Source organism: Pseudomonas sp. GW823-FHT02F05, from assembly GCF_058797315.1.
Window position 1 is genome coordinate 1 of the sequence record NZ_JBXAJM010000006.1, and the last position, 12,546, is coordinate 12,546.

At 60.9% G+C, this 12,546-nt stretch carries 12 protein-coding genes and 1 pseudogene; 2 read left to right on the forward strand and 11 right to left on the reverse strand.

The annotated features are described in order from the left end of the window. Positions 1-94: 94 nt before the first annotated feature. The 3 genes from AC1RAC_RS09190 to abc-f all read right to left on the reverse strand — a co-directional run bounded on the left by AC1RAC_RS09190 (position 95) and on the right by abc-f (position 3,373). Positions 95-727 carry a LysE family transporter gene (locus AC1RAC_RS09190; RefSeq protein WP_005792425.1) on the reverse strand — a complete coding sequence of 211 codons (633 nt, stop codon included), beginning with the start codon at positions 725-727 and terminating at the stop codon, positions 95-97. A gap of 169 nt (positions 728-896) precedes the next feature. Next, entirely contained in the window at positions 897-1,463 is a 567-nt protein-coding gene (locus AC1RAC_RS09195) for a mechanosensitive ion channel family protein (RefSeq protein WP_034129034.1), read from the reverse strand. Beyond that, the gene (gene abc-f / locus AC1RAC_RS09200) at positions 1,463-3,373 is read right to left on the reverse strand and encodes a ribosomal protection-like ABC-F family protein (protein ID WP_014720438.1); all 1,911 of its coding nucleotides are present in this window, start codon (positions 3,371-3,373) and stop codon (positions 1,463-1,465) included. The genes AC1RAC_RS09195 and abc-f overlap by 1 nt, the downstream gene beginning before the upstream one ends. Before the next feature lie 50 nt (positions 3,374-3,423). Between abc-f and AC1RAC_RS09205 the strand changes: the two genes are divergently transcribed. Beyond that, on the forward strand, positions 3,424-3,888 hold the full coding sequence (locus AC1RAC_RS09205; protein WP_034129036.1) for a TIGR02444 family protein: 465 nt from the start codon (positions 3,424-3,426) through the stop codon (positions 3,886-3,888). A gap of 80 nt (positions 3,889-3,968) precedes the next feature. On the opposite strand, the pseudogene AC1RAC_RS09210 reads toward AC1RAC_RS09205, so the two are convergent. Continuing rightward, positions 3,969-5,060 (reverse strand): annotated as a pseudogene (locus AC1RAC_RS09210) (AlgP family protein); the annotation flags it as partial. A gap of 192 nt (positions 5,061-5,252) precedes the next feature. Between AC1RAC_RS09210 and AC1RAC_RS09215 the strand changes: the two are divergent. Next, on the forward strand, positions 5,253-5,930 hold the full coding sequence (locus tag AC1RAC_RS09215) for an FKBP-type peptidyl-prolyl cis-trans isomerase (protein WP_181124097.1): 678 nt from the start codon (positions 5,253-5,255) through the stop codon (positions 5,928-5,930). A 53-nt stretch (positions 5,931-5,983) separates the two neighbouring features. Here AC1RAC_RS09215 and AC1RAC_RS09220 read toward each other — a convergent pair whose 3' ends face one another. The 7 genes from AC1RAC_RS09220 to AC1RAC_RS09250 all read right to left on the reverse strand — a co-directional run bounded on the left by AC1RAC_RS09220 (position 5,984) and on the right by AC1RAC_RS09250 (position 12,372). After that, a complete protein-coding gene (locus AC1RAC_RS09220; RefSeq protein ID WP_034129039.1) occupies positions 5,984-6,442 on the reverse strand; it encodes an Rsd/AlgQ family anti-sigma factor in 459 nt (152 codons plus the stop codon). A 209-nt stretch (positions 6,443-6,651) separates the two neighbouring features. Then, complete coding sequence (locus AC1RAC_RS09225; RefSeq protein ID WP_034129040.1) at positions 6,652-7,173, reverse strand: disulfide bond formation protein B; 522 nt, start codon at positions 7,171-7,173, stop codon at positions 6,652-6,654. Positions 7,174-7,409: 236 nt separating this feature from the next. Next, positions 7,410-8,651 carry a heme biosynthesis protein HemY gene (locus AC1RAC_RS09230; protein WP_034129041.1) on the reverse strand — a complete coding sequence of 414 codons (1,242 nt, stop codon included), beginning with the start codon at positions 8,649-8,651 and terminating at the stop codon, positions 7,410-7,412. 5 nt (positions 8,652-8,656) lie between these two features. Next, entirely contained in the window at positions 8,657-9,772 is a 1,116-nt protein-coding gene (locus tag AC1RAC_RS09235) for a uroporphyrinogen-III C-methyltransferase (protein WP_127880360.1), read from the reverse strand. A gap of 18 nt (positions 9,773-9,790) precedes the next feature. Next, positions 9,791-10,549, reverse strand: coding sequence for a uroporphyrinogen-III synthase (locus tag AC1RAC_RS09240; protein WP_054896010.1), 759 nt, complete (start codon positions 10,547-10,549; stop codon positions 9,791-9,793). Further along, on the reverse strand, positions 10,546-11,487 hold the full coding sequence (hemC, locus tag AC1RAC_RS09245; protein ID WP_197900507.1) for a hydroxymethylbilane synthase: 942 nt from the start codon (positions 11,485-11,487) through the stop codon (positions 10,546-10,548). Before hemC ends, AC1RAC_RS09240 begins: the two co-directional genes overlap by 4 nt. A 138-nt stretch (positions 11,488-11,625) precedes the next feature. Continuing rightward, the gene (locus tag AC1RAC_RS09250) at positions 11,626-12,372 is read right to left on the reverse strand and encodes a LytR/AlgR family response regulator transcription factor (RefSeq protein ID WP_034129045.1); all 747 of its coding nucleotides are present in this window, start codon (positions 12,370-12,372) and stop codon (positions 11,626-11,628) included. Positions 12,373-12,546: the final 174 nt, after the last annotated feature.

Sequence of the window (12,546 nt, forward strand, 5' to 3'; positions counted from 1 at the left end):
CCCCCCCCCCCCCCCCCCCCCCCCCCCCCCCCCCCCCCCCCCCCCCCCCCCCCCCCCCCCCCCCCGCTCCCACATTTTTGAGCCAGTCGCTTGGTCAGGCCGTGGCGCGATGCAGGCTGGCAAGGAAACCGGCAGCGCCGACAAACAAGCCAGCAAAGGTGCGGTTCACACGTTTCTGTTGTTTAGGCGTACGCAACAGGCGCAAGACTTTCGAGGCCAACCCTGTGTAGCCCGCCATCACGATCATATCGACGCTGATCATGGTCGCACCAAGGATCAGGTACTGGATCAACAACGGCGCCTGCGGGTTCACGAACTGCGGCAGCACCGCCAGCATGAACACCAACGCCTTGGGGTTGCTGGCGTTGACCAGAAAGCCGCGGAACATCATCGCCATCGGTTTGCCGATCGGGCGTACGGCGGCGTCATCGGTCATGTCCATGGGCAAAGCGCGCCATTGCTTGATGGCAAGGTACACGAGGTAGGCCACGCCGAACCATTTGATCGCATAGAACGCAGTAGACGAGGCCGCCAGAATGGCCCCCAAACCACCGGCGACCACAGCAATCTGCATCGCCAGGCCCAGTTGCAGGCCAATGGCGTTCCAGTAGCCACGCACAAAACCGTATTGCAGGCCGCTGGACATCGAGGCGATGGCACCGGCGCCAGGAGAAAGGGAGATGATCCAACTGGCCAGGAAAAAGGCCAGCCATGTATCGAGAGCCATTGCACACCTCGCAAGGGAGTTAGCGGTTGTGCCTTAAGCTAACTCCAGCGACCAAAGGCTGGCTACAGATTTCTGCAGGAGCGAGCTTGCTCGCGAAAAATGCACAGGCGATGCGGGCTGACTGCAAGCGCTGCGTTATCGTTGACGGTCTTCGCGAGCAAGCTCGCTCCTACAGGATGTTGGTGCCAGACCCGGGCCAACGTCGTACCGAACGCTGGAAGAACAGACTATTGGGCACCTGCACCATCGCGCTGTTGGTCCCGGCTTCCTCGACTTCGATCAGCGTGGTGTAGAGCAAGTTGATCGCCACGACCCGGCCCTTCACGCCCGGCTTGTCGACGGTGTCCACCAGCTCGACGATATCACCCAGGCGAAACGGCCCGACGGTAAAGATCAGGATCGCGCACAGCAAGTTGGACAGCACCGACCACATGGCGAAGAACGCCACGGCCGCCACCGCGACAAAGCCGGACAGGGCCGTCCACAACACCGTGGCCGACACACCCAGGCGGCCCAATACAAAGATCAGTGCACTGCCCATGATCAGCCAGCGCAAGCCGCCGCGCAGGGGCATCAGCAATTGCGGCGGGAGCGGGTAGCGCTCACCCAGGCGTGTCAGGCCTTTGGCGACAAAGCGCTGGGCCAGGTAGCCGGCCAGCAGGATCAGCAGGATTTGCACGCCAATCCAGATGGGCTCGATCCATTGCACCGGGACTGGCAATTGCAACGCTTCCATCAGGACAGCGCCTCCAGCTCCGCTTGCAGGGTTTCGAGCAATTCGAGGGCCTCCATCCAGGTTTCCTCCAGTTGCCCCTCGCGCACCTTGAGCTTGGCCTGTTCGGCCAGCAGGTCACGCAGCTCGTCCTTGCGCGCCGCCTCATACACGGCGCTGTCGCCCAGGCTGGCCTCGATCTTGGCCAGGCGCTCATGCACCTTGCCCAGTTCGGCTTCCAGCTTGTCGGCCTCACGCTTGTGCGGCGCCAACTGCTGGCGCAGCGCGGCGGCGGCCTGGCGCTGGGCTTTCTTGTCAGTCTTGTCCGGGTTGACCGGCGTGTTGCTGGCCGGCGCATTGCGCAGGCGGTATTCCGTCAGCCAGCGCGCGTAGTCGTCCAGGTCGCCGTCGAACTCTTCGACCTTGCCGTCGGCGACCAGCAGGAAATTGTCGGTAGTGCTCTTGAGCAGGTGACGGTCGTGAGACACCACCAATACTGCACCGCTGAACTCCTGCAGGGCCATGGTCAGCGCCAGGCGCATTTCCAGGTCCAGGTGGTTGGTCGGTTCGTCGAGCAGCAACAGGTTCGGGCGATCCCACGCGATCAGGGCCAGGGCCAGTCGGGCTTTTTCGCCACCGGAGAAATTCAGCACAGGTTCGTCAATGCGCGCGCCACGGAAGTCGAAACCGCCAAGGAAGTCGCGCAGGGTCTGCTCGCGCTCGGTCGGCGCCAGACGTTGCAGGTGCAACAACGGGCTTGCCTTGGCGTCCAGCGAGTCCAGTTGGTGCTGGGCGAAGTAACCCACCACCGTGTTCTCGCCACGGGTCAGGCGGCCGGCCAGCGGCTCAAGCTCACCCGAGAGGTTCTTGATCAGTGTCGACTTGCCTGCACCGTTCGGGCCGAGCAAACCGATGCGTGCGCCCGGCGTGAGCTGCAGCTTGACCTTCTCAAGGATGGTTTTGTCGCCATAGCCAAGGCGAGCGTCCGAGAGGTCCAACAGCGGGCTGGAGATCTTCACCGACTCACGGAAGACAAAGTCGAACGGCGAATCGACGTGGGCCGCCGACAGCTCTTCCATGCGTTCCAGGGCCTTGATCCGGCTCTGGGCCTGGCGGGCCTTGGTAGCCTGGGCCTTGAACCTTGCGATGTAGCTTTCCATGTGCGCACGTTGCGCCTGTTGCTTTTCAAAGGCCTGTTGCTGCTGGGCCAGGCGTTCGGCACGCGCGCGTTCGAACGCGGTATAGCCGCCACGGTAAAGGGTGATTTTCTTCTGTTCGACATGGGCGATGTTATCGACCACGGCGTCGAGGAAATCCCGGTCGTGGGAAATCAGCAGCAAGGTGCCCTGGTAACTCTTGAGGAAGTCTTCCAGCCACAGGATCGCATCGAGATCCAAGTGGTTGGTCGGTTCGTCGAGCAGTAGCAGGTCCGAGGGGCACATCAGCGCTTGGGCCAGGTTCAGGCGCATGCGCCAGCCACCGGAGAAGTCCGCGACCGGACGGTCCATCTGTTCGTTGGTAAACCCAAGGCCGGCGAGCATCTTGCGAGCACGGGCGTCGGCGGTATAGCCGTCGGCGCTGTCCAGCTCCGAGTGCAGGCGCGCCTGTGCGGCACCGTCCTGGGCTTTTTCGGCCTCAGCCAGGTCGTGCTGCACCTGGCGCAGGCGCAGGTCGCCATCGAGCACGTAGTCGATGGCGATACGGTCCAGGGTGTCGATCTCCTGGCGCATATGAGCAATGCGCCAGTCGGCCGGCAGCAGGCAGTCCCCCGAATCCGGGGTCAGCTCACCCAGCAACAAGGCGAACAACGTGGATTTGCCGGCGCCATTGGCTCCGATCAGGCCGGCTTTGTGACCGGCGTGCAGGGTCAGCTCGGCGTCTTCGAGAAGACGTTGCGGGCCACGCTGTAATGTTAGGCTTTGAAGTCGGATCATAATGGCGGCGGAGTCTACCAGCTTCGTTGGCCGCTGGCTTGGGTGTGAATATGTGCGCTGACCTGTGGAGCTTCGCCCTTTCGACCTACGCCCGCCCGGGCGTGGAGGCCGCTTGCCTGCGCTTGCAGGAGCAAGGGGCAGACGTGTGCCTGTTGTTGTGTGGTGCGTGGCTGGAATGGCGAGGTGTGGCATATAAGCCCGAACGCGTTCAGGCACTGCAGCAGATTGCCCAGCCGTGGCGGGTGCAGGTTGTCGAACCCTTGCGACAAATGCGCGGGCAATGGCGAGCCTTGGCCCAGCAGGATGCGCAATTGGCATTGCTACGAGAGCAGGTCAAGACGCTGGAACTGGAGGCCGAAAGAACGCTGCTGGCGCGCTTGGAAGCGCTGGCGCAGGCGTGGCCGATCAATGAGGTGCCGGGTCAGCAAGAATGGCTTGAAGGCCTGGCGACCGAAGCCGCCAACCTTGACCACGACGCGCTGCTGCAATTGCGCGCCATGGCCACCAATACTTAGGAAGCGCTGGTTGGGGTGGTGCTTGGCGCTACCGGTGCAGGGGTGCTGCTGGCCGATGCAGTTGGAGCGGTGGCTGCTGCCGGAGTAGCAGTGGGTGCTGCTGGAGTAGCTGGCTTTGCGGGCGCTGGCTTGGCAGCGGGCTTCGCGGCCGGTTTGGCGGCAGCAGGTTTAGCAGTTGGCTTAGCGGCTGGTTTGGCAGCAGCGGGTTTAGCGGCCGGTTTGGCAACTGCCGTTTTAGCGACTGGCTTGGCAGCTGGTTTGGCAGCAGCAGGTTTAGCAGCTGGCTTCGCGGCTGGCTTGGCAGCAGCAGTTTTAGCGGCTGGCTTAGCGGCTGGTTTGGCAGCAGTAGTTTTAGCAGCTGGCTTAGCGGCTGGTTTGGCAGCAGCAGTTTTAGCAGCTGGCTTAGCGGCTGGTTTGGCAGCAGCAGTTTTAGCGGCTGGCTTCGCGGCTGGTTTGGCAGCAGCAGTTTTAGCAGCTGGCTTGGCGGCTGGTTTGGCAGCAGCAGTTTTAGCGGCTGGCTTCGCGGCTGGTTTGGCAGCAGCAGTTTTAGCAGTTGGCTTAGCGGCTGGTTTGGCAGCAGCAGTTTTAGCAGTTGGCTTAGCGGCTGGTTTGGCAGCAGCAGTTTTAGCAGCCGGCTTGGCGGCTGGTTTGGCGGCTGGTTTGGAAGCAGCGGTTTTAGCGGCTGGCTTGGCGGCTGGTTTGGAAGCAGCGGTTTTAGCGGCTGGTTTGGCAGCAGTTTTAGCGGCTGGCTTCGCGGCTACTTTTGCAGGCGTACGAGCACCCAGTGCCTTAGCTACGGCTTCCTTCACACGGCCAACGCCTTGGGCCAATTTCAGGCTTTCTTGAGCGTCTTTTTTGAGTTGGGAAATGTAGCTGCGGGTTTCGGCTTGGCGATCCTTGAGAGCATCCAGCAGCTCTTCAAGTTCTTTGACCGCGCCTTTGGCTTTGGCTTGCGCCTTGGACTTGCCGGCAGTGGCGGCGTCTTGCAGTTTGGTGCGGGACTTGTGCAGTTTTTCTTGCGCTTTACCGCGTTGCTTTTCCAGTTTGGCGAGCAGTTTTTCTGCATCAGCCAAGGCTTGGGAGCACGCGCTTTCCAGATGTTCGAGCAGGCTGCCCGAAAGTTGTTGGAGCAAGTGCAACGGGGTATTTACAGGCTTCTGTTTGGCCGACATGGTTTACCTCCTGGCTGACGTGGGTGCGGCTCATACTAGCCCTCTGCTCTTACCGCCGCTAGGGCATGTTGACAGTATCGTTTGCGTTGCGTTGCAACGTGCGAAAATTCTTATCGATATAACGGAAAACCACGTCACTTTTTACGCAGCCGCACTGGCATAATCCGTCGCACTTTCGCCGGGAGAATGCCCATGTCGCGTTACCTTTTTCTAGTGTTCGGCTTGGCGATCTGCGTGGCCGATGCAAGCGAGCAACCCTCTTCAAACACCACCGCCGCAACCCCACACGATCTTGCCTATAGCCTGGGCGCAAGCCTTGGCGAACGGTTGCGCCAGGAAGTCCCCGACCTGCAGATACAGGCTCTGCTCGACGGACTCAAGCAAGCCTACCAGGGCAAACCACTGGCGCTGGATAACGCGCGCATCGAACAGATCCTCGCACAGCACGAAGCGCAGAACGCCGCCGACGCCCAACGACCTCAAAGCGAAAAAGCACTCGCTGCCGAGCAGCAATTTCTCTCAAAGGAAAAAGCCACCGTCGGGGTTCGTCAGTTGGCCGATGGGATCCTGCTCACCGAGCTGGTAGCGGGCACTGGCGACAAGCCGTTGGCCAGCGATGAAGTGCAGGTTAAATACGTGGGCCGACTGCCTGATGGAACTGTCTTCGACAAAAGTACGCAACCGCAATGGTTTCGCCTCAACAGCGTGATCAGCGGTTGGAGCAGTGCATTGCAACAGATGCCGGTGGGTGCGAAATGGCGTCTGGTGATTCCTTCAGCCCAGGCCTATGGCGCAGACGGCGCAGGTGAGTTGATCCCCCCCTATACGCCGCTGGTGTTCGAGATCGAACTACTCGGCACTCGCCACTGACCCATAAAAAAACGGTGCGACATGCGCACCGTTTTGTATCTCCCCGCCGAGGGTCAGGCCTGGACAGCAGCCTTTTGTTTGTGGGCCGTGTGCAACACTTCGATCAGGCAATCTTCCAACTCGAAACGCTCATGGAGCAGACCGCCGAGCTCCTTGAATTTTTCAGCAACACACTTGCCTTCATCACACAGATCATTGAAGGCCAGCAGCTTCTCGGTGATCACATCAATGCGCGGGTAAAGGGTTTCGGCCAATTCCAATCCGCGCTTGTCATTGAAGGCTTTCGCTTCGCCGGTCAGTTGCTCATAAACCTCAAAATGACCCGCAGACACGTAGTCCACCAAAGACCCGCAGAATTCTTGCAGAGGCTTTTGCTTCTCAGCCAATGCATCGGGATGGGCACCAAGAGTGTCATAGGCCTGAATCAGTTCGTGGCGCTCCAACAGCCATCTATCGATCAGCTTATGCACCCCACCCCAGCGTTCCTGAGCATTCTGACAACTTTCCAACATGATGATCTCTCTTCCCTATTGGGGCGCCGCAGCTCTGTACCTGCGCAACACTTCAAGGATGAAGCAGCAGACGGACAAGGCCGTGTCTGACAAGCGGTTTGGATAACGCGTGCGGGCCAGATTATGCCCGCATGACTATGGCTTCAAGGTACGCAGGAGAGAATGTTCATACAAGTGTTTAATCCGCTCCTACAACCTGAGTCTTGTTTTCAAGGCGTTGCGAGGCGCAAATGCCTGTCGAACAACAACCGTGACACCTGCATGAACCCCAGGATCAGCATCGCCACGAAGAACAACAGACTCCACTCAGGCAGGCTCAGGTCAAACAGCGTCCAGTTGATTTCGACACAATCGACCGTGCCATTGAACACCGAGCGCATTGCCTGCCAGACAGACAGGTTTTCAAGCATGTGCTGCACGCTGGGCCAGCAATCCCCGACCTGACTTGCCGGCCTGTTCTGCAACAGCACTTGCCTGCCTGCGGTGATGGCGCCCAGCAACGCACAGGCCATGCTCGCCAGCCCGTAGAGGCAATGGCCGGAACGCCCAGGTCTGTGAAGTGCGGCAATCAGGTTGATCAAGGCAAAAGACGCGAGGAACAGGCGCTGTACCTGGCATAGAAAACAAGGTCGTAGCAGCGCGCCGTATTGAAGGTAGAAAGACGCGCCCAACGTCAGCGCACCCGCCATGAACGCCAGGAAAAACAAAGAGCGTAAAGGGGCCAAAGACATTGTTTATCCGCACTGCAAGAGATAGGTCGCTACGGTAGAGGAAAGGCCCGACCCCTTTCAATACGCCCTAGAGCAGACATTTCCTCGAAAACATAAGGACATCCCGCCACGGGCCCGAGGAAATTCAGTTACAACAAGTAGGAATTAGTAACAAGGCCAGTTAAACCGAGTGTTTTCAAGCGTTGAAGGAGCGGGTGTCGGATCGGTCCGAGCCAACCCACTCACCCTTTCCTACTTCAAGCTCGCGCAGGCACCGGCAGCGGCGAAGACAGCAGGCGATTGTCGAGCAATCCCAAGCCTTCCTGAAACAGCTGGTTGCTGCGCTCGGTGTCGCCCAATTGGGCCAGCAGGCGAGCCAATTCGGCGCAGGCTTCGGGATTGCGCTGCACTTGCAGGCTGCTTTCCAGATAATCCCGCGCCTTGCCCCACAGACTGTTTTGCAGGCACAGACGGCCCAGCGTCAGCAACAGGCTGGCATCGCCTGGGTGGTCCTTGAGCCAGCCTTCGGCAAACTTCAATTGGCGCGCAGGATCACTGCCGCGCAACAGGCCGTACAACCGGATCAAGTGGCTGTCATAACCGCGCTTGAGAGCACCACGCAGCACTTCTTCGGCCTTGGCATCCGCGCCCAATCGACGCAGTTGGTCGGCATACGCCAACACCAGTTGTGGCTGTTGGCGCTGGGCAGTGGTCAGTTGCTCCCATGCGCGTTCCAAGGACTGCAACCCTGCTTCGCCTTGCTCTTCACGCTGGGCCGCCAGGCTCAGGTTCTCGCCCCAGGCGCGACGCTCCAGCTCGGCCAGTTCATTGGCGGGCAAGACTTTGTCCTTGCGCAGCTCAGGCAGCAGGCGAATCACAGACGACCAATCGCCACGCTGTTGATGCAGGCGTTGCAGTTGTCGCAGCACTTGCGCGTTATGCGGGTGACGCTCATGCATCGCCTGAAGAGTGACCAGCGCGCCTTCCGTATCACCTCGATCCATCTGCAATTGCGCGTGGCTCAAGGCAATGGCCAGTTCGGCCTGGGGCTGGCGCTCCAGAGCGCGCTCCAGCAAGCCGTCGGATTCCTCATAACGGCCCTGTTCATTAGCCGCACGGGCGGCACCGATGTAATACAGCAGCGGCTGACGCTCTGCTTCGGCGGCGCGGTGCAAGTGGCGCTCCGCACTGGCCCAACGTCCCTCGGCGAGGTCCATCTGGCCTTGCTCGATAGCGATCTGAACACGGCGGCTGCGATTGCGCCGTGACCAGGGGTTGACCACGCCACCGGATGTGGTGACCAGGCTCCACAACACGCGGACCAGATAAATCGCCAGGCCGATGGCAAACACCGCCACCAATGTCGCCCACAGGCTTGATTCGTAATGCAGCAGGTGAGGATAGGTAATCAACACGTAGCCGGTGTGCTTCGAAATGCCTACACCCAGGGCCAGGGCGAGCGCAATTGCGAGCACCAGGATCACATAGAAACGCTTCATCAGCTCTACTCCTGGGTCGCCGGTTTGCCAGCCGCGGCCTTGGCTTCGTCGGCCGACAGATGACGACGCTCAAGGTACGCCTGCACAGCGGCCAGGCTCGCGGCCAGGTCAGGCGTGACCACGGACACGGCCTTGGGCTCAAGCTCGGCAATGCGCGCCAGCATCGCCTTGCTCTGCGGGTTGTCCTGGTTGAAGTTGTCCTGCAACACGCTGCGCGCTTCCCCCAACGAGCGGCTGTAGACGGCCGCCTCGCCGTTAAGCGCAGCCCATTGGGCTTGCTCCAGTGCCAGGCTCAAGGCCAGGCGCACTTGGTTCAGGCCTTGGCCTGCCAGCAAGGGACGGATGTTGTCATCCGGGTTGAAGTCAATGCGGAAATAACGGGAGATCTGCTCCCACCACTGGCTCAACTGGTTCTGCGTATCGCTGGTGGGGCGCCCCTGAGAAGCAGGCTCCGTGAGCTGATACTCCGGGGCAATCGCCGCCAGTTGCACCACCTGGTCACGCAAGGCAGCCAATTGCAGGTACAGGCCGGTACGGTCCGGTTGCTCGGTGCTGCGCAGCGCGGCCAGGCTCTTGGCCAATTGCTCCCGTGCCGCGAAAGCCCCTGGGTCGCTCTGTTCGCGAAGAATCTCGTCGGCACCCTGGACCAGCGACTGGGCGCTGTTAATGTCTTGCAAGGCGGACAAACGCAAGCTGGCCAGACGGATCAGATGCTCGGCCTCGGCCAGGCGCCAGTCCTTGCGGCTGGCACCCAACACGGTTTCCAGACGCTGGTTGAGGCGCTGCTGATCTCCCTGCAACTGCGTGACCAGGCGGCGACGCTCTTCCAGCTCATCCGCACCCGGCAACTGCGCCAGGCGGGCGGCCAGCTGTTGCTGGCCTTGCTTGAGGCTCTGGGACTGGTCATCCAGGATCTGCACCTGGCCCAGTTGGTGCTGGCTGCTGGCTTGCAGGGCACGGACCTGCCAGATCCCCCAGCCGCCGGCGGCTACGCCCGCAGCGCCCAACAGCAAGGCGACGACGGCCAGGCCATTGCCACGGCGTGGCGCGCTGACCGGTGTCTCGACCGGCGCATCAAGCGCGGGCTGAGCTTCATCTTTAGGCAAGGCTGTTTCGCTCACGTATCCGTCCTTTGCGTATCAGAGAGTGGGAACGGGATAGCTCCCTAACGCCACTAACAAAGCCGCGGCACTCGCGCCGCGACAATCCACAACTTTTTCTGCACCCGCCGCCCGCGCCATTTCATATACACGCGGGCTGGGCACGAACAACGGCAGCTGTGCCACCTCTGGCCAATCGGGGCCGGCTGAAGCGTGCAGGTGTAAAAAACCCTGCCCACTGCTGACCACCAGGCCGTTCAAGCGTTCCAACTGGATGCGTTGCATCAACGCGCCCTTTTCATACACCGGAAGAAAACGCCGATACAATTCCAGGTAATCGACACTAGCACCTTGCTCGCGTAAACGCTCTGCCAGCAACTCACGCCCGCCCTCGCCGCGCAGGATCAACACCCGGCCGCCCGGCAGTGCAATAGCCTCGCGCAAGGCGGGCAGTTCAAGCAAGGCCTCGCTATCGTCGCCAGTGGCGGGATAGTGAACCTTGAGGCCATGATCGGCCAGTATCTGTGCCGTCGCCGCGCCGACACTGAACCAGGGCATTGGCGGCACACTGTCCCCCAACCGCTGCAACGCCAGGCGTGCAGCCGGCTTGCTCACCACGATGACGGCGCAATAGCGCGGCAGCGCGCCGAATACCGCGCGTTGCTCAGCAGTCACCGGCAAGGCTTCGGTCTCCAGCAAAGGCAGGCAGCTGCTGTGAATGCCGCTCTTGGCCAATAACGCCGCCACGGCCGTCGACTCCTCGGCAGGCCGCGTCAGCAGCACTCGCCATTTGGTCACTGCGGGCCGGCCTCGCCATAGACTTTTTGCAAAATGGCACCCGCGCCTTTTTCCAGCAGTTCCTCGGCAACCTGAATCCCCAGTGCCGTGGCATCACGCTGCGGCCCACGCACCTCGGCGGTCAGCAGGTTACCGCCGTCCGGATCACCGACCAGGCCACGCAGCCACAGGTTCTCACCTTCGAGTACGGCATAGCAGGCGATGGGCACTTGGCAGCCACCGTTGAGGTGTTTGTTCAAGGCACGCTCGGCGGTAACACGCACTTCGGTGTCCGCGTGATCGAGAGGCTTGAGCAGTGCGTGAATTTCGCTGTCGGCGGTGCGACATTCGATGCCGACTGCACCCTGCCCGCCAGCTGGCAGGCTGTCTTCGACGCTGATGGCCGAGGTGATGCGGTCTTCAAAGCCCAGGCGGATCAGGCCGGCAGCGGCGAGGATGATCGCGTCGTATTCCCCGGCGTCCAGCTTGGCCAGGCGCGTGTTGACGTTGCCACGCAAAAAGCGGATCTGCAGGTCGGGACGCCGCGTTAGCAACTGGGCCTGGCGACGCAGGCTGGAGGTGCCGACGATACTGCCTGGCGGCAATTCGTCCAGAGACGCGAAGGTGTTGGAAACGAAGGCGTCGCGCGGGTCTTCGCGCTCGCAGATACAAAAAAGGCCCAGGCCTTCAGGGAAGTCCATGGGCACGTCTTTCATCGAATGCACGGCGATGTCGGCTTCGTTCTCCAGCAGCGCAGTTTCCAATTCCTTGACGAACAGGCCCTTGCCGCCGATTTTCGACAGCGGCGAGTCCAGCAGCTTGTCGCCGCGACTGACCATGGGCACCAGGGAGACCTTGAGGCCGGGATGGGCCTGCTCAAGGCGTGCTTTGACGTATTCGGCCTGCCACAAGGCCAAGGCGCTTTTACGGGTGGCGATGCGGATTTCGCGAGAGGACATGGATCAATCCGTACTGAATAGATACGGCGGATAATAACAGCTCAGGCAAATACGCTTTGATTTGAATCAGCAAGTGCGGGGCCTCCCTGGCCACGTCGCACCGGGATAAGGAATGCAGACCGCGCCGCAGCCCTTGGGCTAAAGCTGCTGCATCATTTTGCGCACGCCAGCGACATGGCGTCGGCTGACGATCAACGCATCGCCATTGAGCCCCTTCAGGAATAGCTGAAAGTGCCCCAGGGGCGTGCGCTGCAGCCGCTCGATGCGTTCACGGGCGACCAGCGCGTTGCGATGAATGCGCACGAAACGCTCGCCAAACTCGTCTTCAAGCGCCTTGAGCGGCTCATCGAGCAACACTTCACCGGTCTCGTGGCGCAAGGTCACGTATTTGTGATCGGCAATAAAGTAGACCACCTGGCCGAGTGGGATCAGTTCGATGCCCTTGCGGGTACGCGCGCTGATATGGCTGCGTGGCCCGTTACCACTTTGCGCAGCCGGTTGCGTCAAGGCAGCCAGTTGGGCGCGGCTGGGACGCTCGGCTTTTTTCAAAGCTTTGAGCAAGGCTTCAGCAGTGGCCGGCTTGACGAGAAAACTGACACCGCTGTCTTCCAGCGCCTGTGCAGAAAACTCATCCTGCGCCGCACACAACACCACGGCAGGCGGCGATTCGCGTTCGCTCAGGCGGGCGGCGACCTGCAGGCCATCAAAGCCCGGCATCCGGATATCGAGCAGCACTACATCGGGCTTGTGGCTGTCGATCAGCGTCAACGCCTCCTCGCCACTGGTGGCACTCGGTTCAAGGACTGAATAACCCTCAAGTTCACTGACCAGACGGCTCAGTCGCTCGCGGGCTTGGGGTTCGTCATCAACGATCAGGACATTCATATTGCGCTGGATTCCTGCGTGAGTCTCGCACAAGGATAGCGTAGACAGGTGCGGTGACTGACGTCACAGCGATCCACGCTAAGACTAGCGCGAGCGGCAAAAAGTGCCCTGAGAATGGCACCCAAATTTACCCGGACCTGTTCAATAGCGCCCAAGACCCGCTGCATTCGGGCA

Bases quoted from the DNA above. Each gene is read 5' to 3' on its own strand.
- AC1RAC_RS09190 (WP_005792425.1), bottom strand. From the start codon at position 727: ATGGCTCTCGATACATGGCTGGCCTTTTTCCTGGCCAGTTGGATCATC.
- AC1RAC_RS09195 (WP_034129034.1), bottom strand. From the start codon at position 1,463: ATGGAAGCGTTGCAATTGCCAGTCCCGGTGCAATGGATCGAGCCCATC.
- abc-f (WP_014720438.1), bottom strand. From the start codon at position 3,373: ATGATCCGACTTCAAAGCCTAACATTACAGCGTGGCCCGCAACGTCTT.
- AC1RAC_RS09205 (WP_034129036.1), top strand. From the start codon at position 3,424: ATGTGCGCTGACCTGTGGAGCTTCGCCCTTTCGACCTACGCCCGCCCG.
- AC1RAC_RS09215 (WP_181124097.1), top strand. From the start codon at position 5,253: ATGTCGCGTTACCTTTTTCTAGTGTTCGGCTTGGCGATCTGCGTGGCC.
- AC1RAC_RS09220 (WP_034129039.1), bottom strand. From the start codon at position 6,442: ATGTTGGAAAGTTGTCAGAATGCTCAGGAACGCTGGGGTGGGGTGCAT.
- AC1RAC_RS09225 (WP_034129040.1), bottom strand. From the start codon at position 7,173: ATGTCTTTGGCCCCTTTACGCTCTTTGTTTTTCCTGGCGTTCATGGCG.
- AC1RAC_RS09230 (WP_034129041.1), bottom strand. From the start codon at position 8,651: ATGAAGCGTTTCTATGTGATCCTGGTGCTCGCAATTGCGCTCGCCCTG.
- hemC (WP_197900507.1), bottom strand. From the start codon at position 11,487: ATGTCCTCTCGCGAAATCCGCATCGCCACCCGTAAAAGCGCCTTGGCC.
- AC1RAC_RS09250 (WP_034129045.1), bottom strand. From the start codon at position 12,372: ATGAATGTCCTGATCGTTGATGACGAACCCCAAGCCCGCGAGCGACTG.